We start from the raw sequence: 22,314 nt of genomic DNA on the forward strand, positions 1-22,314 counted from the left end.
TTAGCCATGAAAACGTTTATTTATCAGGATGAAAAATCACACAAGTTCTGGGCGGTTGAGCAGCAGGATAACGAGCTGCATCTGAGCTGGGGGAAGGTGGGTACCAGCGGCCAGAAGCAGATTAAAACCTTTGCCGACGCGGCAGCGGCCAGTAAGGCCGGGCTGAAGCTGATCAATGAAAAAAACCGCAAAGGCTACGTTGAGCAAGGCGAAACCACGCCGTCTGCGGCAGCCAGCCTGCCGGAGGAACCGGCATCTACCCCAGCTGCGCCGCCGCCCGCATGCGCTACCGTGCCTGCAGACATAGCTCGTCCGTGGCTGGCGGACGATGCCGAACTGGCTTTGTCAGATGAGCTGCTGCAAGATGTGCTCCCTTCACGCCGCTTTCCCGGTCAACCGATCGCCGCGCCCGCAGATAGCGAACTGATGAATCTCGGCAAAGAGATCCACCAGCAGTCCGGGAAAGCCGTGACCTTTGACTATGCCGACTGTTCCGCCTACTGGCAGCAAACCATCAACGAAGCCCTTAGCGATGGCCCGCTCTCCCCTGCTGCGCTGGCGGTGCAGCTCGCCCTCGCCACGCGTCGCGGCTGGCGCAGCAGCGACAATGCCGACCTGATGGACGAAATTGTTTACGTCTACGGACTGGAATACGCCGTCGAGACGTTTATTGCCCTGCAGCACATTGCTTTTGATTACAATTACCAGACCCTGCAGGTGACCTTCCTTTCAGAACCCACCAGCGCGCGCGGGCCCGGGATGCTCGACGTGCGCCTGCGCGCGCATCTGGCTCAGGCCGATGAACCGCTCTGGCAGCGCTGCGTGAATAAACTGATCGCCGCGCTGGCGGATATGCCCATCGGGCAGCAGCCGCTGGTGGCGCTATTGCTGCCCGATCGCCCGGATATCGTCCACGAAATCGCCCGCCGGGTGCTGGCGCATAAAACTATCAGAACGGCGGAATGGCTGAAGGTGGTGGTTCGCGACCCGCAGCTCGTCAAAGCGCTGGAGCCTTATCGGGCGGAGAACCTGTTTAACGACTACTACCACGGCAGCGTCTGGAACGCGACGGTGATGCGCGAACAGGGCGTTGCCGGCATCGCCCGCTTCGCACCCTACGTTCATGACGATCTGTGCGGTAAGCTGGTCAGCCAAATTAACCATCCGCAGGCGCTGAGCCAGCTAATCCTCGCAAGCGAGCAGGGTAAGCGTTGTCACGAACGGATGACCCAGGCCAGCGCGCGCTTCCCGCACGCCGCGCTGGCGGCGCTGGCTGAACTGCTGACGCAGAAAGAAGAGAAACGCTGGCGCATTATGCTGATGACCCTGCTCAGCGGGCAGCCGGGGCTGGTCGGAGAAATTGTGCCGTGGATCTCTGCACAGGCCGCGACGCTACTGGAAGCCTGCCAGCAGCAGTTAAGCCAGCAGGCCGAGTGCGCCCGCGACGATATGCTCCCGCCGGTGCTGGTGACCCCCCCCTGGGCGGCGAAAAAGAAAAAATCCCCCATTGCACAGCTGAATCTGCCGCCGCTCCCATTAGAGCCGGTCTGTATGCTGACGGAAGAGGCAAGCAAACAGCTTCTCGAGCAGCGTAGCTGGTATGCCCGCCAGCTCGATAATGGCAAAGAAAAAGATGAAAAGGAGCTCCTGTCCTGCTTAGGTTTCCACAGCTGGAACCGGAGCCAAAATCGCTATGAAGATGTCTCCGATGCCGCTATCGATGCCTGGCAACGACAGGATTATCCGGCGCTGATTGCGGAATTTAAGAATGCCCATACCTATCGCCAGGAAGAGTGGAAGCTGTACATGCTCGCCGCCCTGCCCGCCGGACGGGCGCTACAGGCCTGGAACGCGCTCAGCCAGGAGCCCCACACCGGCGCAGACTTTGTGATGGCGCACCTGCGTCTCGCCGGTTTGCCGGGCTTTATCCACTCCTTCTCACGCTATCCGCAGGAAAACCTGTCGGTTGCGATCTGGTTTGCCGCCAGCGAACTGGCCCCCATCATCGCCCGCGCTTTTAACAAGCTTAAATCGCTGCGTGAAGGCGCGCGCGAATGGCTGCTGGCCTATCCTGAACATGCGATTACCGGCCTGCTGCCCGCCGCCCTCGGCAAAGCGGGCGAAGCGCAGGACAGCGCGCGCCTGGCGATACGTATGCTGGTGGATAACGGCCATCAGCCGCTGCTTGAAGAGGTCGCCCGGCGCTACAATCAGCCGGCGGTAACGGAGGCCGTTAGCGCCCTGCTCGCCCTCGATCCGCTGGATAACCATCCGACCAAAATTCCGCCGCTGCCCGCATTTTACCAGCCTGCGCTGTGGACGCGTCCGCTGCTGCGGGAAAATGGCCTGGCTCTGCCGGATGGCCCCTTAAAAGCGCTCGGCGAAATGCTGCGCTTCCCGTCAGAGGAGGGGATTTATCCCGGCCTGCAGCAGGTTAAAGATCTCTGTACTGCCGAATCACTTGCCGCCTTTGCCTGGGATCTGTTCAGCGCCTGGCAAACCGCCGGAGCGCCATCGAAAGAGAGCTGGGCGTTTACCGCGCTCGGGATTTTCGGCAACGATGATACCGCCCGGGCCCTGACGCCGCTGATCCGCGCCTGGCCCGGCGAATCTCAGCATAAGCGCGCCACCGCCGGATTAGATATTCTCGCCGCCATCGGCACGGATATCGCCCTGATGCAGCTTAACGGCATCGCCCAGAAGCTAAAATTCAAAGCCCTGCAGGAACGCGCCAGAGAGAAAATCGGCGATATCGCTGAAAGCCGCGGGCTGACCGTGGAAGAACTGGAAGACCGCCTGGCGCCCGATCTGGGTCTGAATGAGGATGGTAAGCTCACCCTCGATTTTGGCCCACGGCGCTTTATCGTGAGCTTTGATGAAGCGCTCAAGCCGTACGTCCGGGATGAAAACGGCAGCCGTCTGAAAGATCTGCCGAAGCCGAATAAAAGCGACGATAACACGCTCGCCGCCGAGGCTGTCAATCGCTACAAGGCCCTGAAAAAAGATGCCCGCACGATTGCCGCCCAGCAAATCGCGCGGATGGAGTCGGCCATGTGCCAGCGCCGCCGCTGGACGCCGGAGAACTTCCGCCTGTTCCTGGTCAACCATCCGCTGGTACGCCATCTCACCCGTCGCCTGGTATGGGGCGTATACGGTGAGGACAACCGCCTGCAGGCCTGTTTCCGCGTGGCGGAAGACAACAGCTACAGCAATGCCGATGACGATCTCTTTCCTCTGCCGGACGGCGACATTCGTATCGGCCTTCCGCATCTGCTGGAAATGACGCCGCAGGATGCCGCCGCTTTTGGTCAGCTATTTGCCGATTACGAACTGCTGCCGCCGTTCCGTCAGCTCGACCGCAACTGCTACACACTAACACCTGCCGAGCTTGCAGCCACTGAGCTGACCCGCTGGGCCGGACGCAAGTGCCCGAGCGGCCGGGTCATCGGGCTGGCCAACAAAGGCTGGCTGCGCGGCGAGCCGCAGGACGCTGGCTGGATCGGCTGGATGCTAAAACCGCTGGGACAGCGGGCGCTGGTAATGGAAATCGACGAAGGCTTCGCCGTGGGCATGCTGCCGGATGAACTCAGCACCGAGCAGCTATTAAGCAAAGTCTGGCTGTACGCCGGAAATGCCCGGCAGTACGGCTGGGGCGGCAACGCTCCGCAGCAGGCCCGATTTTCGGAGCTGGATAAAGTCGCCCTCAGCGAACTGATCAACGATATTGAAGGGCTATTTGAATAAAAGCAGGGAGCTAAGGTGAAAATATTTATTTATCAGGATGATAAATCACACAAGTTCTGGTCTGTGGAACAGCAGGAAAACGAACTGCACCTGCGCTGGGGCAAGGTCGGCAGCAACGGGCAAAGCCAGATTAAGGTTTTCGCTGATGGCGCCGCCGCAGCCAACGCGCAGCAAAAACTGATTAATGAGAAGGTGAAGAAGGGCTATCTGCCGCAGGAAACGGAAGCGGCAATGACTGAAGCGAATTCATCCCCTACTCTTTCGTCACTTTGGCTCGCTGACGATGCGGCTCTCACCCTGCCGGAGGAGATCGCCTGGGAGGCGTTAAGCCACCGCGATCGCCCCGGCGCGCCGGTAACAATGCCGGAACCGCCGCGGTTAGCGGAGAAACTGCGATCCCAGGCACGACAGATTGACGTCATAGATAGCCAGGATTGTCGTGCAGAGTGGAAGATAGATATCGCTCAGGCGCTGGCGGCGGATCTGAGCGGCGATATCACCCTGTCGCCGCAGAGGATGGCCGTTCTGCTCCTGCCAACCATTCGTCCCTTAACTATAAGAGCCCCTGCTTTCGCCAAAGAGCACGCCAGCCTGCTGGATGAGATCGTGCTAACCTGGGGCCTGGAGTATGCGACGGAGGTGGTGGTTGCCTGTCTGCATCTTTATCATGAGGCAGAGAAACGGAACAATTATTCTACGTTTCACGTTAAGTACACTCACCGAAACAAGAATCTCTGGTTTAGCGACTGCGAATTTGAACTTCGCCTGCGCAAGCATCTTTCGCTTGCCGATAAACGAACATGGCAAAACTGCGCGGATAAACTGATCGCAGCGATTGCCGATACGCCAGCGGATCGCCAGCCGCTTATCGCGCTGCTATTGCCAGAGCGGCCGGACATTGCCAACAACATGGCGCTGCGTCTGGGCCGGATGAAGCATGTACCGGACCGGGAATGGCTGAAACTGACGGTGACGGATGCGCAAGCGCTGGCGGCAATCGAAAAATGTCGATGGCTAAGGATATTTAAGGAAGACCGACGCTGGGCCGCCACGCTGCTGCTCGATCGGGGAGTTGCGGGCCTGCGGCGCCTCGCCCCTTATGCCGGGCAGGACGGCTGCGCTGACGTTCTGGCTCAGGTCAACCATCCGCTGGCCATCAAGCTACTGCTGGCGAAGGCGAACCGTGCTCATCAGCAAATGAGGCTAATGCAGGCCTGTAAACAGTGGCCCGCCGCCGCCATCGCCGCGCTGGCGGAAAACATTGCCGGGCAAGCCAATCCGCTCTGGCGCACGCAGCTGCTCCACCTGCTGCATCAACATCCGCAGCTTGCTGAACCCGTAGCGACGCAAATCAGCGAACCGGCACGCGCCATACTGGGGGAGCTTCGTCAAGAAAATGCCTGTTTTGCTGATAACGATGAACTGCCGCCGATTCTGGTTTCACCGCCGTGGGCGAGTAAACAGAAAAAAAATCGCCAGCCGGTTCTGGCGTTGCCTGCGCTGCCTCTGGCGGCAAAGATGACTCCGTTTATTCCCGTGTCAAACAATATCTGGGTTTACAACCATGATGAAGTCATGCAGAAAACGGCGCAAATCAGCGAGGCCACTCCTGAACAGGCGTTAAAACTTCTGGGCGGCCGATGCAGCGACGAAACCCTTCAGGCCTGGCAGCGAGGCGATTATGCCGCGCTGGGCGCCCCGCGGTTTGACTGGAATCTTTCGCTACTCCCGGGGCTGAAACGACAAACCGGCCTGGCATTATGGAATACGCTGACTCACGCGCCGCATGTCGGCACAGCGTATCCGATGGCGCATTTTGGCATTGATGGCATACCGGGATTGGTTAACAGCGTCGCCCGCCAGCCGAAAGAGGCGCTGCCGGTGACGCTGCATTTTGCCGCCACCGAACTGGCGCCGCTTATCGCCCGCGCCTACTGCAAGCTCAAAACCGGGCGCGATATCGCCCGCAGCTGGCTGCTAAAATACCCGGAACATGCCATTACCGGCCTTCTGCCCGACGCGCTGGGTAAGCCCGGCAACGCTCAGGGGTACGCTCGTCAGGCGCTACAGCTGCTGGTGGAAAATGGACATGGCGATCTTATTCAACAGGTGGCGCTGCGCTGGCAACAGCCGGAAGTGATAACCGCGCTTGACGCACTGCTCAACGGCGACCAGTTAAATACTTATCCCGCCAGACGCACGCCGCTGCCGACGTTTTACCAGCCCGCATTCTGGACACGACCGCAGCTAAAGCTAAGCGGAAAAATGCTATCCGATGAAGCGCTGCATCACCTCGGAACTATGCTGCGCTTCCCCTCGGTCCACGAAATTTATCCTGGTCTGAAGCAGGTTAAAGACGCCTGTACGCCGCAATCGCTCGCCGCCTTCACCTGGGATCTCTACAGCGCCTGGATAAAAGCCGATTGTCCAAAACAGGAAGAGTGGGCGTTTATCGCCTTAGGTATTTTGGGCAATGATGATACCGCCCGGAATTTAACGTCGCTCATTCGCAAGTGGCCGGGTAAATCACTCTACTCCCGCGCGGCTGCTGGAGTCGATCTGCTGGCCCGTATCGGCAGCGATATCGCCCTGATGCAGATCCGCGCCATTGCACAAAAGACCCCCTCTCCGGCATTGCAGGATCATGCTTACGCCGTGCTGGACAAAATCGCAGCCCAGCGCCAGCTCACACCTGCTGAACTCGAAGACAGGAGTGCCCCTACGCTAGGGCTAAATGCCAGGGGAACGTTGCTGCTGGATTTTGGTCCACGACAGTTCAGCATCAGTTTGGATGATACCTGGCAGCTCGTAGTCCGTAATATGGCCGGTGAGCATGTAAGCACGCTCCCGGAGGTGGGGAAAAAAGACGATCCGGCGCTGGCGGCTGAAGCTATCCAACAGTTTAAAATCCTGAAAGAAGACGCACGAACGGCAATTCCCCAGCAGATTCGCCGTCTGGAAACGGCGATGTGCCAGCGCCGCCGCTGGACTCCCGCCAATTTTCGGCGTTATCTGGTCGAACACCCGCTACTGCGTCACCTGAGCCAGCGTCTGATATGGGGCGTCTATAGCCAACAAAACCAGCTGCTGCACGGGTTTCGAATAGCGGAAGACGGCAGCTACAGCGATATCAATGACCAGACCTTTGTTCTGCCATCGGGCGATTTGCTGATAGGTATCCCGCATATTATGGAGATATCCGTAGAGGACGCCGCCGCTTTTGCGCAAATACTGGACGATTACGCGCTGCTCTCCCCTTTCCGCCAGCTTAGCAGAACTCGCAGCGCGCTGACGCCGGAAGAACGCAACGCTACGCGGCTATATCGCTGGGATAAGCAAACGTGCGCCAGTGGACGCGTGATGGGGCTGACGGCGAAAGGCTGGCTGCGCGGTGCTCCAGGGTATGAGAACAAAATTAACTATCTGCTCAAACCGCTGGGCGAGTGGACGCTGGTGCTGGATCTCAACGAAGGTTTCAAAGCGGGAATGCCGCACGACACCCTAAGCGCACAGCAGACGTTCATCACCGCCTGGCTATGGCACGGTCAGGGACGAGATTACGGTAAGGATTGGCGTCAAGAGAATCCCTTCTCCGTCGTCGATGAGGTCACCGCCTGCGAACTGATCAACGATATTAATTCGCTATTTGAATAGAACAAGGAACGTTTATGCACAACGCACTAACCCCACCCTGGCTGGCGGATGACGCGCAGCTGGAGCTGACCTTTAAAAAAGGTAAGACGCCGTTAAGCCATCGCCGCTGGCCGGGCGAGCCGGTGCCGCTGGTCAAAGTGGAACGACTTCAACGGCTGGCGAACGATATTGCCTCCCGCAGTCAGCCCCTCGCCTGGGAGGCTGAACAATGTACTGCTGAGTGGCAACAGGCGATTGCGCAGGCGATGCGCTGCGTGGGCGAGGCCAGCGCGGCAATGCCCGCCCGCGCGCTGGCGGTGCTGACTCGTCTGGCTGAAGAGGATAGCCCGGCGCTTTTGGATGAAATCGTCCAGCTGCACGGCGTCAAGTACGCGACCGAGGTGGTGATTGCCCGGCAGAATATCGCGGCGGGCCATAGTAAATACCCGCCGCGCAAATGGGTGTTCAGTCATCCGCAGAAAGAGAACGTTTACGGCCTCCACTCTGAAACCTATAGCGAGTTCGATCTACGTCTGCGCAAACATCTGTCGCTGGCGGAAGAGGTCGTCTGGCAACGCTGCGCCGAAAAGCTTATTGCCGGCCTGGTCGAAACGCCATTTTATCGCCAGCCGTTTATCGCCCTGCTGCTGCCGGAAAGGCCGGATATCGCCAATCAAATAGCCGGACGTTGCATTGACAACTCCTGGCGGTCGTCAAAAGAGTGGCTTAAAGCCGTCGCCACCGACCCCGCCGTGCTGGCGAAGCTTGAGGAAACCTGGTCGAGTGATATTTTTACCGATCGCCAGGACAGCGATGGCTATTTTGCAAACCGCTACGGCTATGCCGCTTGCGCCGCGCTTTTGCGTGAACAGGGGCTGGCGGCAGTCGCCAGGCTGGCGATTTACGCGCATAAAGACGACTGCGGTAGCCTGCTGGCGCAAATCAACCATCCGCAGGTTATTCGCCTGCTGCTGCTGGTGGCGGATAAAAACAAGCCCAGCCAGCTGCGCGTGGCAAAATATGCCAGACAATTTCCCGCCTCGACGCTGGCGGCGCTGGCAGAGCTGCTGGCGCTACCGGAGCCGCCCGCGCGTCCGGGCTATCCGCATATTGAAGCGAAAAAGCTCCCGCAGCAGCAGAAAAAACGCGCAGAGGGCTGGCGAATGCTGCTCCGGACGCTGCTGAATACGCATCCGCCGCTGGCCGAACAGGTTAGTCCCTGGCTAAGCGCGCAGGCGCGGGAACTTCTGGCGACGTTCCGACAGGCGCTGCCCGCAGGCGTCACGGTGGCCGTCGATAACCCCGGCCTGCCGGAAATTCTGCTCTCGCCGCCGTGGCGCAGTAAAAAGAAAAAAGCCGCCGCGCCGCGTTTTGCGCTATCGCCGCTGAAGCTTGCGCCGCAGGAGTACTGGCAGCCTGGAGAGCGGGAGGCGCTGGCCGCCGGCAAACCGGCCTGCTTCTTTAACGACCTGCCGCTGCATGAGCGCATTAGCCGCAAAGGTGAGGTGGTATTAGAGGAACTGGGCTTTCAGGATATGGATTATCTCTTTCATCAGTATACTTTGAATGGACAGCAAGGGCATTTAGGGTCGCCGTGGCACAGCGCATACAGGACTAAAACAGGCTGGGATAAAGCCGCTATCAGAGCGCTGCACAGCGGTGATAACGAAGCGCTTCTCAAAGCCTGGCGAGACTATCTCGAAGAAAGCTATCACCCCAACGAGTGCTGGAATCTTTATCTGCTTATGCAGCTCCCCCGCAAGCAGGCGGTAACCCTCTGGCAGCGCATTAATGAAGAAAATTTCAAATTTGTCGGCGCTGAATACCTGTTGAGCATCCTCGGGACTGACACCCTGTCCGGCCTGCTGCTGGCGCTCCGGCATCGGCCAAAAGAGATCTTTCCGCTGCTGATGCATCTCGGCGCAACGGAGCTGGCGCTGCCGGTGGCCCGCGTCTGGCGGCGCTTTCAGGCGCAGAGCCATCTCGCCCGCCAGTGGCTACTGCAATGGCCGGAACACGCCGCCGCCGCGTTAATTCCGCTGGCGTTCGATAAAGCGGGCGATAGCCGCGAAGCGGCCATTAACGCCCTGCGTCTGCTGTATCAGGAAGGCCATCACGCGCTACTGCAAACGGTGGTGCAACGCTGGCACGAACCGAGGCTATGGCCAGCGCTGGAGCAGCTGCTGACGCAAGATCCTCTGGATAATTATCCGGCCCGCACGCCGAAAGCGCCGGATTTCTGGCAGCCCGCGCTCTGGCGCAGGCCGCGGCTTCTCAGCAACGATCAGCCGCTGACCGACGATGCGCTGGAAATTCTCGGCGATATGCTGCGCTTCGCCCAGGGCGGCCACTTTTACTGCGGACTGGATTTAGTCAAAGCCGCCTGTCAGCCCCAATCGCTGGCCGCTTTCGCCTGGGATCTCTTCAAAGCCTGGCAGAATGCCGGTACGCCCGGCAAAGAGAACTGGGCTTTTCAGACGCTGGGGATCTTTGGCGATGAAAGCACGGTGCGTGATTTAACCCAGCTTATTCTCGCCTGGCCGCAGGAAGGGAAATCTGCCCGCGCCGCCAGCGGCCTGCATCTTCTGACCCGCATCGGCAGCGATATGTCGCTGCTGCAGCTGGACCATATTTCGCAACGGGCAAAATCCCGCCCGCTGCGCGAGAGCGCGGAACGTTGTCTGCAAGAGATTGCCGAAGCGCGCGATTTGAGCGAAGAGCAGCTGCAGGATCGGCTTACGCCGACGCTGGGGCTGGATAACCCCGGTGCGCTGACCTTTGATTTCGGTACCCGCAGCTTTAGCGTGCGCTTTGATGAAAATCTGCAGCCGGTAATTTATGACCAGCAGGGAGCGCGGCAAAAGAGCCTCCCGCGCCTGCGCGCCGAAGATGACCAGACAAAAGCCGCGGAAGCGCTGCTCCGGCTGAAAGGATTGAAAAAAGATGCCGCTCGCGTGGCGAAACGCCTGCTACCGCATCTGGAAAACGCCCTGCGGCTGGCGCGGCGCTGGACGCGCGCGGAGTTTCAGTCGCTGTTCGTCGACCACCCGCTGACCCACAATGTGACCCGCCGCCTGGTATGGGGAGTATACGCCGCTAATGAGCCTCGTCGCCTGCTCGCCGCTTTTCGCATCGCGGCCGAGGGAGAGTTCTGCGACGGCCAGGATGAGCCCATCACGCTGCCGGAAGATGCACTATTCGGCATCGTTCATCCGCTGGAAATGGACGACCTGACGCGGGCGGCGTTTGAACAACTCTTTGCCGATTACCAGCTATTGCCGCCGTTCCGTCAGCTGACCCGCCATACTCTCCTGCTGCTGCCGGAAGAAACTTCAGTCAGCAAGCTAACGCGCTGGCAGGGAAGGTCGACGACCTGCGGGCAGCTGCTGGGCATCCGCGGCCGGGGCTGGTGGCAAGGTAGCGAAAGCTATTTCTGTTACGATGTTGCTCAGCATCGGCTGATACTGGAAATCACGCCGGGATTTGTTCACTACAGCATAGACGCTAAAGCTCCTCAGCAGTTTGGCGCGATAACGCTCTATTACGGCGAACAACCCGTTGCGTTTTCCCGGCTCGATCCTCAGGATCTCAGCGAAGCGCTAAGCACAATAGAGATTATTTCCCGCTAGTGCGACAAACGAGGTGAGTCAATTAGCAACAATATTCGACTCACCGCATGAGTCGAATATTGGCTTTTTAGCCCCACGAACCTAATGTGCCTTTTTAACTACAAGATACGCAGGAAGATGTTGCGTTAAACATAATCCGATATATCAAGCTCAGAAATAAAGCACCTCACGCAATCTGCTGCGCATAAATAAGGTCTAACGATTACCGCTGTCTCTTTAAGGAAGAAACGATGATACAACAGGAAAAACATCTTCAGCGCCCCCCAGCCGCCATGCTCTACGCCGATGAACTCGCGCGGCTGCAACAGAATGACCCTTTCCCCTGCCCGCCCGGCTGGCAGTTAAGCCTGCCTGCGGCGCGCGCGTTTATCCTCGGCGATAGCGCTCGCGACATCAGCCGTAAAGTGGTTATCAGCCCCGCCGCCGTCGAGCGGATGCTGGTCACGCTGGCGACCGGACGCGGCCTGATGTTGGTCGGTGAGCCGGGCACGGCAAAATCGCTGCTCTCAGAGCTGCTGGCCACCGCCGTCTGTGGCGATGCCGGGCTCACCATTCAGGGCGGCGCGTCGATTACCGAAGATCAAATCAAGTACGCCTGGAACTATGCGCTGTTGATCAACCAGGGACCCTCGACCCAGGCGCTGGTGCCCGCCCCGCTGTATCAAGGCATGCGCGACGGGAAAATCGTCCGCTTCGAAGAGATAACCCGCACGCCGCTGGAGGTTCAGGACTGCCTGCTGGGGATGCTTTCCGACCGGGTAATGGCGATCCCGGAGCTGAGCGGTGAGGATAGCCTGCTCTATGCCCGCGCCGGGTTTAATATCATTGCGACCGCCAATACCCGCGATCGCGGGGTCAACGAAATGAGCGCGGCGCTTAAACGTCGCTTCGACTTCGAAACCGTCTTTCCAATCATGGATTTTCAGCAGGAGCTGGAGCTGGTGGCTAACGCGTCGGCACGCCTGCTGGCGCATAGCGGCATTCCGCATAAAGTGCCCGATGCCGTACTGGAACTGCTGGTCCAGACCTTCCGCGATCTGCGCGCCGAGGGCGGAAAGAAAACCTCAATGGATACTCTCAACGCGATTATGTCCACCGCCGAAGCGGTGAACGTCGCCCACGCCGTCGGCGTACGTGCCTGGTTTCTGGCCGCTCGCGCCGGAGAGCCCGCCGACCTGGTAGACTGCATCGCCGGTACAATCGTCAAAGATAACGAGGACGACCGCGCCCGCCTGCGCCGCTATTTTGAGCAGCGCGTCGGTACGCATAAAGAAGCCCACTGGCAGGCCTATTATCAGGCCCGCCACCGCCTGCCGTGAGGGAACACGCATGCCAGAGCAGCCGTTAATTATCGGCGTTCGACACCACAGCCCGGCCTGCGCCAGGCTGGTAAAAGAACGCATCGAACAAACGCGTCCGCGCTACGTTCTGATTGAAGGTCCGGTGGACTTTAATCAGCGCCTGGATGAGCTGTTTTTACCCCATCAATTGCCCATCGCCATCTACAGCTACTGCCAGTCTCAGGAGGGCGGCGCGGCGGGACGCGGTGCCTGGACGCCGTTTGCCGAATTCTCCCCCGAGTGGCAGGCGCTGCTGAGCGCCCGGGCGACGGGCGCGCATATTCGCTTTATCGATTTACCGGTCTGGGCGCAAAGAGAGGATGACAGCGATGCCTCTGACGCTCGCCGCGCCGATGACCAGCAGCGCCTGTTTGCCGCCAGCGGAATGGAGAATACCGACGCGCTGTGGGACCATCTGTTCGAAGATGAAACCCAGCGCGCCGGACTGGAGCAGGCGCTGGAAACCTACTTTATCCAGCTGCGCGGCGATAGCAGCGGCGGAGAAAACAGCCGGCAGCGGGAAGCCTGGATGGCCCGCTGGGTGGCATGGGCCATGCAGCAAAATGACGGCCCGGTCGTGGTGGTCTGCGGCGGCTGGCACGCCCCGGCGCTGGCTACCCTGTGGCGGAATTGCCGGGCGCCAGCGCAGGAACCTGAATCCCCGCCGCCACCGACGCCCGACGCCGTCACCGGCTGCTACCTCACCCCCTATAGCGAAAAACGGCTGGACGTTCTGGCGGGCTATCTTTCCGGGATGCCGGCGCCGGTCTGGCAAAATTGGTGCTGGCAGTTGGGCCTGCGTCAGGCCGGGGAACGGCTGCTGAAAACTATCCTCGCCCGCCTGCGCCAGCATCGCCTTCCCGCCTCAACGGCCGATTTCGCTGCCGCCCACCTGCGCGCAATGGCGCTGGCGCAGATACGCGGCCATACCCAGCCGCTGCGCTGCGACTGGCTTGACGCGCTGGCGGGCTCGTTAATCAAAGAAGCGCTCAATGCCCCGCTACCGTGGAGCTATCGCGGCGTGATTCATCCGCAAACCGATCCGATTCTGCTGACCATCGTGGATGCGCTGGCGGGAGCCGGTTTCGGCAAGCTCGCTCAGGGAACGCCGCTGCCGCCGCTGCCGCAGGACGTCGATCGCGAGCTGGCGCGCGTCGGGATCGCCGTACCGGCAAACCTGAACATCAATCGCTATACGCCCGAGGGATTAGCAAAAAGTCAGATCTTACACCGGTTGGCCATCCTCGACATTCCCGGTTTCCAGCAGCAAACGGGCAGCGCGGTGACGCTTTCCGGCGATGGCGAAGAGCGCTGGCGACTGTTTCCAACCCTGGAGCAGCACGCGGTCCTGATCGAGACCTCCCGCTACGGCGCTTCCCTGGCGGAGGCCGCGCGCCAGCGGCTGGAAGCGGCTATTCTGGCCTCCGGGGGGATCAAAAGCCTGGCCGCCAGCCTGAATCAGGCCGCGCTGGCGGGTCTCTCCACCTTCAGCCAGCAGATGCTGGAACAGCTGGCGCAGCTGATTGCCGAAGAGAGCCAGTTTGCCGAAATGGGGCCAGCGCTGGAGGTGCTTTACGCCCTCTGGCAGCAAGATGAGAGCAGCGGTATGCAAAACGCCGCGGTGCTGGAAATCACGCTTTGCGCGGCGCTTGACCGGACGCTGTGGCTTTGCGAATCCAGCGGCGTTGCCGACGAGCAGCAGTTTCACGCCCATCTGCATAGCTGGCGCACCCTGTGCCACATCCTGCGCGATCTCCACAGCGGCAGCGTTTTACCGGGAGTTTCGCTCAGCGCCGCCCTGGCGCTGCTTGAACGGCGAATTCACGCCGCAGATGCCGCACCGCTCGACCGCGGCGCGGCGCTCGGCGCGCTGATTCGCCTTGAGCATCCCGCGGCGACCGCTGAAGCAGCGCTGACCCTGCTGACGCAGCTCTCTCCGCAGCGTCTGGGAGAGGCGGTCCACGGTATGCTGGCGCTGGCGCGCCATCAGCTCGCCTGTCAGCCCGCTTTTATCGCGGGATTCAGCGCGCTGCTCGCCCGGCTGGCGGACGATGAGTTTATTCTCGCGCTGCCGGATCTGCGGGCGGCGATGGCGTGGCTGCCGCCTCGGGAACGCGGCGAGCTGGCCCGCCAGGTGCTCGATCACTATCACATGTCCATGCTACCGACCTCTGCGCTACAGGCGCCGGTTGCCTGCTCGCCGGAGCAGTTAATCTATCATCAGCAGCTGGAACAGCAGGCGCTGGCCGCGCTACGCCATTGGGGAGTACGCTAATGAACAGGTTATCCGATATTCTGACAACCCAGGAGCTCCAGCGCTGGCGGCTGATTCTGGGCGAGGCCGCCGAAAACAGCCTCGGCGGCCTCGATGAGCATGCCCGTCAGGTAGACCATGCGCTGGAGTGGCTCTACGGCCGCGATCCGGAGCGACTACGGCGAGGCGAGCGCCAGGGTGGACTGGAGGATTCCAGCCTGACGACGCCGGAATGGATCAACGCTATCCACTCGCTTTTTCCGCAGCCGGTTATCGAGCGGCTGGAGAGCGATGCGGTACTGCGCTACGGCATCGATGAGGTGGTGACCAATCTGGAAGTGCTTGAACGTATCGAGCCTTCCGAAAGCCTGCTGCGAGCGGTACTGCATACTAAACATCTGATGAATCCAGACGTGCTGAACACCGCCCGCAAGCTGGTGCGCCAGGTGGTAGAGCAAATTATGGCCCGGCTGGCGACAGAGGTGCGCCAGGCTTTTTCCGGCGCGCGCAATCGGCGCCGCCCCTCGCGTATCCCGCTGGCGCGCAACTTCGACTTCAAGAATACCCTGCGCGCCAACCTCAAGCACTGGGACCCGCAGCGCAGCAAGCTGTACATTGAATCGCCTAAGTTTATCAGCCGTATTAAACGCCACAGCGAAAAATGGCAGCTGATTTTGCTGGTCGATCAGAGCGGTTCGATGGTGGATTCCGTTATCCATTCGGCGGTTATGGCGGCCTGCTTATGGCAGCTGCCCGGCATTCGTACGCACCTCGTGGCGTTTGATACCAGCGTGGTGGATCTCACGGACGACGTTGCCGACCCGGTAGAGCTGCTGATGAAAGTTCAGCTCGGCGGCGGGACCAATATCGCCCAGGCTGTTGAATATGCGCGACAGCTGATTGAACAACCGCAAAAAAGCGTCATCGTGCTGGTGAGCGACTTTTTCGAAGGCGGGGCGAACTCGCTACTGATTAATCAGGTCAAGCTGAGCGTGCAAAGCGGCGCTAAAGTCCTCGGGCTGGCGGCGTTAGACAGTTCGGCATCCCCCTGTTATGACCACGATATGGCCCAGGCGCTGGTTAACGTCGGGGCGCAAATCGCCGCCATGACGCCCGGCGAGCTGGCCTCCTGGCTGGCGGAGAATTTACAATCATGATGCCTTTACGCCCCGAATTACTGGAACTCACCCCGCAGGCGCTCATGGCGCTAAGCAACGCCGGATTCGTAAAACGCAGCCAGAAAGAGCTGGATAACGGCAATATCCCCGAACTTGCGCAGGATGAAGACGGCACCCTGACCGCCGTATTTCACGACGGCACCCGCACCCGGCTGGCAAAAGGCCAGGCGCTCAAAGAATCCAGCTGTACCTGCGGCGCCAGCGGCATGTGTCGTCATCGCGTGATGCTGATCCTCAGCTACCAGCGCGCCAATACCGGTGATGAGCGTCCCGAAGGGGAACCGGAGAGCGGCGAACGCTGGCATCCGGGACTGTGGCAAGCGGAGCTGGCCGCTCTCCCCGAGTCCGTTCTGAAGCGGGCGCAGCAGCTGGCGGATAAAGGCGTCGCGGTGGAGCTATTCTGCCGACCTAACGAAACGCCTTCGGCAAAGCTGCCGATGAGCGATGTGCGTTTTTATTCCCGCAGCAGCATCCGTTTTGCCCGCTGCGACTGCGTCGACGGCTCGCTGTGCGAACACGTGGCGCTGGCGGTTCAGGCTTTTACCGATGCCGAAGCCCAGCAGCCTGGCTTTACGCACCTGGTCTGGCAAACGCGCAGCCGCAAGGCCGCCGCCCGCGGAGGGCCTTTTGATACCCCTGACGGCGAGGCCTGTCGACAAAGCCTCCGCCAGCTCAGCCAACTGCTGTGGCAAAGCGGCGTCAGCCAGCCGCCTATTGGCTTCGAGGCTGCGTTCACCCGGGCGCAGCGCGCGGCGCAGACGGTAAACTGGCGCTGGGTCGTCGGCGCACTTGCTCAGCTTCGCGAAGGCGTCGAGGCCCTTCAGCAGCGCGCCAGCCATTACCATCCTGAACAGCTTCTCAGCCAGCTGGCAGGACTTAACGCCCGCCTTGAGAGCGCCGACAGAATGGCGCAGCTTGCCGATGCCGACCAGACGCCGCCCCTGCCGTGGCGCACCGTGGTGGGCCAGGGTATCGCCGGCGAAGCGCGGCTCGATCATTTGCGACTTATCTCCCTGGGAATGCGCAGCTGGCAGGATAATCACCGCTACGGTTTACGCATCTGGTTTAGCGACCCGGATACCGGCAGCATTATGCATCTGTCGCGCAGCTGGCCGCTGGCGGAACGGGCGCAAAGCCCGCTGTGGCAGCGCCGCCTGTTTAGCTTCCAGGCCGGCGCGCTGGCGGGCGGGCAGATGATTACTCAATCAGCGAGCCGCAACGCCAGCGGCGAACTGCTGCTGAGCGCGCGCCACCGCCTGAGCAGCAACGTTCCGCTCAGTGAAGAGGCCTGGCTTTTGCTCAGCGCGCCGCTGCGCCAGCCGGGGGTTGCGGCGCTGCGTGAGTATCTGCGCCAGCGCCCTCCGGCGTGGGTGCGTCCGCTTAATCAGGTGGATAATCTGTTTATTTTGCCGGTGGATGCCTGTCTTGCCGTCGGATGGGACGCCGCCCGGCAAACGCTGGATGCGCAGGTTCTCAGCGGCGAAGGGCAAGACAACGTTTTGCTGCTGTCCCTTCCCGCCGCCGCCAGCGCGCCCTATGCCGTTGAGCGAATGGCGGCGCTGCTCAGCCAGGAGGACGATCCGGTAGTGATGGTGTCCGGGATGGTCACCTTTAGCCGCGGGCAGCTTAGCCTGGAACCGCTGGTAATGATGACCCGCACCCGCGGCTGGGCGCTGAACGCGGAACCGCTTCCCGTTGGGCCACTGCCTGCCGGCGATATCCTGCCGCCGCGGTCGCTGGCCCTGACGCTGTTGCAGCGCACCCGGGCGCTGCTGATCCAGATTATGCACAACGGCCTGCGCTATCAGCAAAAGGGCCTTTTTCGCGAAGCGATGACGCTGAGCGACGATTTAACCAACGGCGGATTTAATCATCTCGCGCGCCTGCTCCACCAGTTGGCCGAGCGCGAAACGGCGACTTCCGAGGATACGCTCAGCGCTATCGCCCAACTCTGTATACAATTAGAGATGATGATTGATTAACAAGGAATGATAATGAAATTTAACCGCAGGATTACCGCCGCTCTGGGCGCAACGTTAATGATGGCCGCGCTCGTCGGCTGCGATAACAACAAAGATGAGGTCAAGACGTTTCACAACACGATGAACGGCGTAGACCTGACCTACACCTATCACTACAAAGACGATGTCGTTACCCGCCAGGACGCGGAGAATACTATTCCCTATACATCACTCGGGGTGAGTAACGAAGAGCAGGCGCGCAAGATCATCGATCCTATCGGCGTGGCCTACAGCAAAATCAAAGGCGTCACCCACAGCGTCGACTATAAAGAAAGCGCCGCGCAGGAACACCTCTCCATCGACTTTAATCAGGCTAAAATCAGCGAGCTGTGTCAATTACCCGGGGCCAGCTTTACCGACTGTTCGCAAAAGTTTATTTCGCTGAGCGAGTCGGAAAAAATGTTGAAATCACAGGGTTTTAAAGAAGTGAAATAACCCAGACTGGCGCGGAGAACTCCCGGCTTACGCTACGCTTAGCAGGGCTACCCCGGTCAGGCTACAGGGCCGTACATTCGGGGAGCCCGGCTCTGGCGTTAACGCCGCAAGCCGGGGAGGCATATCAGGATTTCGCGTGTTCGCGCTCGGTCAGCCCGCGCAGGAAGTAGCGCAGAAACTGGTCGCCGCATTCGCGGAAGTTTTTATGCACCGGGGCGCGCATCATGGCGGTGATTTCCGGCATCGAGACGCGGAATTTCTGCTGAGTGAGGATAGCGAGAATGTCATCCGTCTTCAGGGAAAAGGCAATACGCAGTTTTTTCAGCACGATATTATTATTCACCCGGCGTTCTACCGCCAGCGGCGGCGCCGACGCATCTTTACCGCGTTTGTCGTAAATCAGGCCGTTGAGAAAATTCGACAGCACGACATCCGGGCAGCGCACAAACCCCTCTTCGTCTTCTTTTTTCAGCCAGGGTACCAGCTGTTCGGCGCTGACCGGCGCATCCGCTAGCGCAAAAATACGTACCAGGCCGCTGTTATTGGTTTTCAGGGTGTAGCGCAGGCTACGGAGAATATCGTTACTGATCATATTGCCTTCATGATGAAAAATTCTGCCGCACAGTTTATCACGATTCCGCCGTTTTACAGACCAATCGCCTCTTTCAGGCTTTTCAGATAGCGGCGGCTCACCGGCACCGTTTGCCCGGCACGCATCAGCAACTCCGCCTGGCCGTTTTCCTCAAAGCGGATCTCCTTGAGATGGGACATGTTCACCAGGTACTGGCGATGGCAGCGCAGCAGCGGCGTTCGGCTCTCAAGGGTGCGTAAGGTGAGCTCGGTAAAACCCTCCTTTCCTTCGCGATCGGTCACGTAAATCCCGCTCATCCGGCTGCTGACGAAGGCCACGTCTTCCATCTGCAGTAGCCAGATGCGGCTGTGGCCGGTGCAGGGAATATACTTTAGCGCCTGCTGGGTATCGTCGAGGGCGGTCATATCCTGCAGGCTGCGCTCCTGGCGCAGTCGAGCCAGCGTTTTTTCCAGCCTGGCGGACTCTATTGGCTTCAGCAAATAATCAAACGCGTGCTCTTCAAAGGCTTTCACCGCGTACTCGTCAAATGCGGTGAGAAAGACGATATAGGGCCGATGCTCCGGGTCAAGCATGCCAACCATCTCAAGACCGCTGATACGCGGCATCTGGATATCCAGAAACAGCACGTCCGGGTGCAGCTTGTGTACTGCGCCAATCGCCTCTACGGCATTTCCGCATTCGCCCACAATCTCGATATCCGGCTGGGTCTCCAGCAAAATACGCAGGTTTTCACGCGCCAGCGGCTCATCGTCGACAATTAATACTTTTAACATGCGTTTTCCTCCAGAGGCAGTCTCAGCGTGACGCGGGTAAAACATTCCGGCTCGCAGGTGACGGTGATCCCGCAATCGGCGCCGAAGCGCGCCCGCAGACGGCGATCAACCAGATTCATGCCCAGTCCGCTGGCGCTGGGTTTGTCCTGATATAACCCGGCGTTATCTTCAATATCCAGCTGCAGCCAGCGCTGGTACTGGCTGGCGCGAATGGTGATTTCCCCCACCCCAAGGTGCTGCGAAGTCCCGTGCTTAATGGCGTTTTCGACTATCGGCTGTAGGGTAAAAGCCGGCAGTTGATGCTGGGCCAGCGCTTCCGGCACCAGCATGTGGATCTGTAGGTTGGCCTGAAAGCGCGCTTTCTCAATCTGCAAATAGGCGTTTACATGCTCGATCTCATCCGCCAGGGTCACGATCTCCGCTGGCCGTTTCAGGTTTTTGCGGAAAAAGGTCGACAGATACTGCACCAGTTGCCCCGCCTGGTCGCTATCGCGGCGAATCACCGCTTTCAGGGTATTCAGCGCGTTGAACAGGAAGTGCGGGTTCACCTGGGCGTGCAGCAGCTTGATTTCCGACTGCGTTAGCAACGCCTTTTGCCGCTCATACTGTCCGGCCAGGATCTGCGCGGATAACAGCTGGGCAATCCCCTCCCCCAGCGTGCGGTTGATGGAGCTGAACAGGCGGTTTTTCGCTTCATAAAGTTTTATCGTGCCAATCACCCGCTGATTCTCGCCGCGCAGCGGAATAACCAGCGTGGAGCCCAGCTTACAGTTAGGATGAATCGAGCAGCGGTAGGGCACCTCGTTACCGTCGGCATAGACCACCTCGCCGGTATCGATCGCCTTTTGGGTATAGAGCGAAGAAATAGGCTTCCCGGGCAGATGGTGATCGTCGCCGATCCCGGTAAACGCCAGCAGCTTGTCGCGATCGGTGATCGCCACCGCGCCGATATCCAGCTCCTGGATCAGTACCTGCGCGACCTTCATGCTGTTCTCTTCGTTAAACCCCTGGCGCAGGATCCCCTCCGTCGACGCCGCCACCTTCAGCGCAGTGGCCGAGAAAGCCGAGGTATATTTTTCAAACATCGCCCGCTTATCCAGCAGGATACGCATAAACAGCGCCGCCCCGACGGTATTAGTCACCATCATGGGGGCAGCGATGCTTTGTACCAGATGCAGGGCATCTTCGAACGGGCGAGCGATCAGCAAAATGATCAACATCTGCACCATTTCAGCAAAAAAGGTAATCGCGCCGGCCGTGAGCGGGCTGAAGACTTTATCCGGTCGCCCGCGTTTAACCAGAATGCTGTGCACCAGCCCGCCGAGCAGTCCTTCAACGATGGTGGAAACCATACAGCTCAGCGCGGTCATGCCGCCCAGCGAGTAGCGATGAAGGCCGCCGGTCAGTCCCACCAGGCCGCCGACCACCGGTCCGCCCAGCAGGCCGCCCATCACCGCGCCGATGGCTCGCGTATTGGCGATCGAATCTTCGATATGCAGGCCAAAGTAGGTGCCGAGGATGCAGAAAATAGAGAAGGTCACGTAGCACAAGAGCTTATGCGGCAAACGGACGGTGACCTGCATTAACGGGATGAACAGACGCGTTTTGCTCATCAGCCACGCAATGACCAAAAACACGCACATCTGCTGAAGCAGCAGCAACACCAGATCAAACTCGTACATACCCGCAGACCACACTTCATTTGAAAGCGCGTAACATACACTGCTTGCTTATAACTTTCTTTGAAGCAATACATGAAAATGATAATTCATGTTCAGGATCACACTTCTTAGCGCCTCGACGATCCGTTTTTGTACAAAAAACAGACAAAAATCTCCGCTTCGGCAAACAGCTTCTACAGTTAATAGAGGAGAACACAGCGGGAGGAGAAAATGGCGCTTTATACAATTGGCGAAGTTGCCCAGCTTTGCGATATCAATCCCGTGACGTTACGCGCCTGGCAGCGGCGCTACGGATTACTGAAACCTCAGCGTACCGACGGCGGCCACCGCCTGTTTAATGAATATGAGATAGACCGTATTCGCGAAATCAAACGCTGGATTGACTCCGGCGTGCAGGTCGGGAAAGTGAAAACGCTGCTGATGGATAATGAGCAGGAGAGGGTCGACGGCTGGCGCGATCGGCAGGAGATGCTGCTCGGCTATCTGCAAAACGGAAGTTATCATCGCCTGCGGATGTGGCTGAAGGAGCGTAACCACACCGACTCTGCGCAAACCCTGGTGAAGCACCTGGTTAACCCCTTACGCCAGCGCCTGCTCAGCCCGCAGCCAACGTTGCTGGCAATGCGGGGCATCCTGGACGGCATTCTGATTAATCATATCGCCCGATGCCTGTCCTCGACGGCAAAATATCCCGGCGACCATGCGCTGATTATGGGCTGGAATGTGAACGATATCACCCGGCTATGGCTGGAGGGCTGGATAGCCAGCGAACAGGGCTGGCGGGTGGATATTCTCGCCCATTCGCTGAACCAGATCCGACCGGAGCTTTTCCCCGACAGTACGCTAATGGTCTGGTGCGGAGAGGCGCCCTGTAGCGCCCAGGTGAATCAAATGCGTCAATGGGAGCAGCAGGGCCAGATTATCTGGCTGAATCACGCCACCGCAACGTCTCCCGGAGGCGGCGCCTGAGGCGCCTGTCCGTATATGGACACCTCCCGTTATGCAAGCCATCTCTGCATTTTGTGTAACGGGG

11 protein-coding genes and 1 pseudogene are annotated in these 22,314 nt (G+C 59.6%); 9 read left to right on the forward strand and 3 right to left on the reverse strand.

The window, feature by feature from the left end:
• Window positions 1-6: 6 nt before the first annotated feature.
• The 8 genes and pseudogenes from ABLV12_RS12975 (at window position 7) to ABLV12_RS13010 (ending at window position 18,234) form a co-directional block, all read left to right on the forward strand.
• Window positions 7-3,744 carry a WGR and DUF4132 domain-containing protein gene (locus ABLV12_RS12975; protein ID WP_348867089.1) on the forward strand — a complete coding sequence of 1,246 codons (3,738 nt, stop codon included), beginning with the start codon at window positions 7-9 and terminating at the stop codon, window positions 3,742-3,744.
• 15 nt (window positions 3,745-3,759) lie between these two features.
• On the forward strand, window positions 3,760-7,398 hold the full coding sequence (locus ABLV12_RS12980) for a WGR and DUF4132 domain-containing protein (protein ID WP_348867090.1): 3,639 nt from the start codon (window positions 3,760-3,762) through the stop codon (window positions 7,396-7,398).
• Between the two features lie 14 nt (window positions 7,399-7,412).
• Entirely contained in the window at window positions 7,413-11,006 is a 3,594-nt protein-coding gene (locus tag ABLV12_RS12985) for a DUF4132 domain-containing protein (RefSeq protein ID WP_348867091.1), read from the forward strand.
• A 230-nt stretch (window positions 11,007-11,236) separates the two neighbouring features.
• Entirely contained in the window at window positions 11,237-12,325 is a 1,089-nt protein-coding gene (locus ABLV12_RS12990) for a MoxR family ATPase (RefSeq protein WP_348867092.1), read from the forward strand.
• Window positions 12,326-12,335: 10 nt separating this feature from the next.
• Window positions 12,336-14,621, forward strand: a complete 2,286-nt coding sequence (locus ABLV12_RS12995) for a DUF5682 family protein (protein ID WP_224313740.1) — start codon at window positions 12,336-12,338, stop codon at window positions 14,619-14,621.
• Window positions 14,621-15,757, forward strand: a complete 1,137-nt coding sequence (locus ABLV12_RS13000; protein ID WP_160887053.1) for a VWA domain-containing protein — start codon at window positions 14,621-14,623, stop codon at window positions 15,755-15,757. The genes ABLV12_RS12995 and ABLV12_RS13000 overlap by 1 nt, the downstream gene beginning before the upstream one ends.
• Window positions 15,754-17,673: pseudogene (locus ABLV12_RS13005) on the forward strand (SWIM zinc finger family protein); the annotation flags it as partial. The gene ABLV12_RS13000 and the pseudogene ABLV12_RS13005, both read left to right, overlap by 4 nt.
• A 99-nt stretch (window positions 17,674-17,772) precedes the next feature.
• Window positions 17,773-18,234, forward strand: coding sequence for a YehR family lipoprotein (locus ABLV12_RS13010; RefSeq protein ID WP_004103825.1), 462 nt, complete (start codon window positions 17,773-17,775; stop codon window positions 18,232-18,234).
• Window positions 18,235-18,358: 124 nt separating this feature from the next.
• Here the strand turns inward: ABLV12_RS13010 and ABLV12_RS13015 are convergent, their stop codons facing one another.
• Genes ABLV12_RS13015 through ABLV12_RS13025 form a run of 3 tightly spaced genes read right to left on the reverse strand, consistent with a single transcriptional unit; the run spans window position 18,359 to window position 21,281 of the window.
• Window positions 18,359-18,826, reverse strand: a complete 468-nt coding sequence (locus tag ABLV12_RS13015; protein ID WP_348867093.1) for a DUF1456 family protein — start codon at window positions 18,824-18,826, stop codon at window positions 18,359-18,361.
• A 53-nt stretch (window positions 18,827-18,879) separates the two neighbouring features.
• Window positions 18,880-19,599 (reverse strand): two-component system response regulator BtsR, encoded by a 720-nt coding sequence (gene btsR, locus ABLV12_RS13020; RefSeq protein WP_004103829.1) that lies wholly within the window; start codon window positions 19,597-19,599, stop codon window positions 18,880-18,882.
• Complete coding sequence (locus ABLV12_RS13025) at window positions 19,593-21,281, reverse strand: sensor histidine kinase (protein WP_004103831.1); 1,689 nt, start codon at window positions 21,279-21,281, stop codon at window positions 19,593-19,595. Before ABLV12_RS13025 ends, btsR begins: the two co-directional genes overlap by 7 nt.
• A 210-nt stretch (window positions 21,282-21,491) precedes the next feature.
• On the opposite strand from ABLV12_RS13025, the gene ABLV12_RS13030 reads away from it, so the two are divergent.
• Complete coding sequence (locus ABLV12_RS13030) at window positions 21,492-22,250, forward strand: MerR family transcriptional regulator (RefSeq protein ID WP_064356034.1); 759 nt, start codon at window positions 21,492-21,494, stop codon at window positions 22,248-22,250.
• The last annotated feature ends 64 nt before the right edge of the window (window positions 22,251-22,314 follow it).

The organism is Klebsiella sp. CN_Kp100, from assembly GCF_040065315.1.
GTDB classification, from domain to species: Bacteria; Pseudomonadota; Gammaproteobacteria; order Enterobacterales; family Enterobacteriaceae; genus Klebsiella; species Klebsiella oxytoca.

What these genes read in the sequence shown, in the direction of transcription:
- ABLV12_RS12975 (WP_348867089.1), top strand. Translation starts at nt 7, where the DNA reads ATGAAAACGTTTATTTATCAGGATGAAAAATCACACAAGTTCTGGGCG.
- ABLV12_RS12985 (WP_348867091.1), top strand. Translation starts at nt 7,413, where the DNA reads ATGCACAACGCACTAACCCCACCCTGGCTGGCGGATGACGCGCAGCTG.
- ABLV12_RS12990 (WP_348867092.1), top strand. Translation starts at nt 11,237, where the DNA reads ATGATACAACAGGAAAAACATCTTCAGCGCCCCCCAGCCGCCATGCTC.
- ABLV12_RS12995 (WP_224313740.1), top strand. Translation starts at nt 12,336, where the DNA reads ATGCCAGAGCAGCCGTTAATTATCGGCGTTCGACACCACAGCCCGGCC.
- ABLV12_RS13000 (WP_160887053.1), top strand. Translation starts at nt 14,621, where the DNA reads ATGAACAGGTTATCCGATATTCTGACAACCCAGGAGCTCCAGCGCTGG.
- ABLV12_RS13010 (WP_004103825.1), top strand. Translation starts at nt 17,773, where the DNA reads ATGAAATTTAACCGCAGGATTACCGCCGCTCTGGGCGCAACGTTAATG.
- ABLV12_RS13015 (WP_348867093.1), bottom strand. Translation starts at nt 18,826, where the DNA reads ATGATCAGTAACGATATTCTCCGTAGCCTGCGCTACACCCTGAAAACC.
- btsR (WP_004103829.1), bottom strand. Translation starts at nt 19,599, where the DNA reads ATGTTAAAAGTATTAATTGTCGACGATGAGCCGCTGGCGCGTGAAAAC.
- ABLV12_RS13025 (WP_004103831.1), bottom strand. Translation starts at nt 21,281, where the DNA reads ATGTACGAGTTTGATCTGGTGTTGCTGCTGCTTCAGCAGATGTGCGTG.
- ABLV12_RS13030 (WP_064356034.1), top strand. Translation starts at nt 21,492, where the DNA reads ATGGCGCTTTATACAATTGGCGAAGTTGCCCAGCTTTGCGATATCAAT.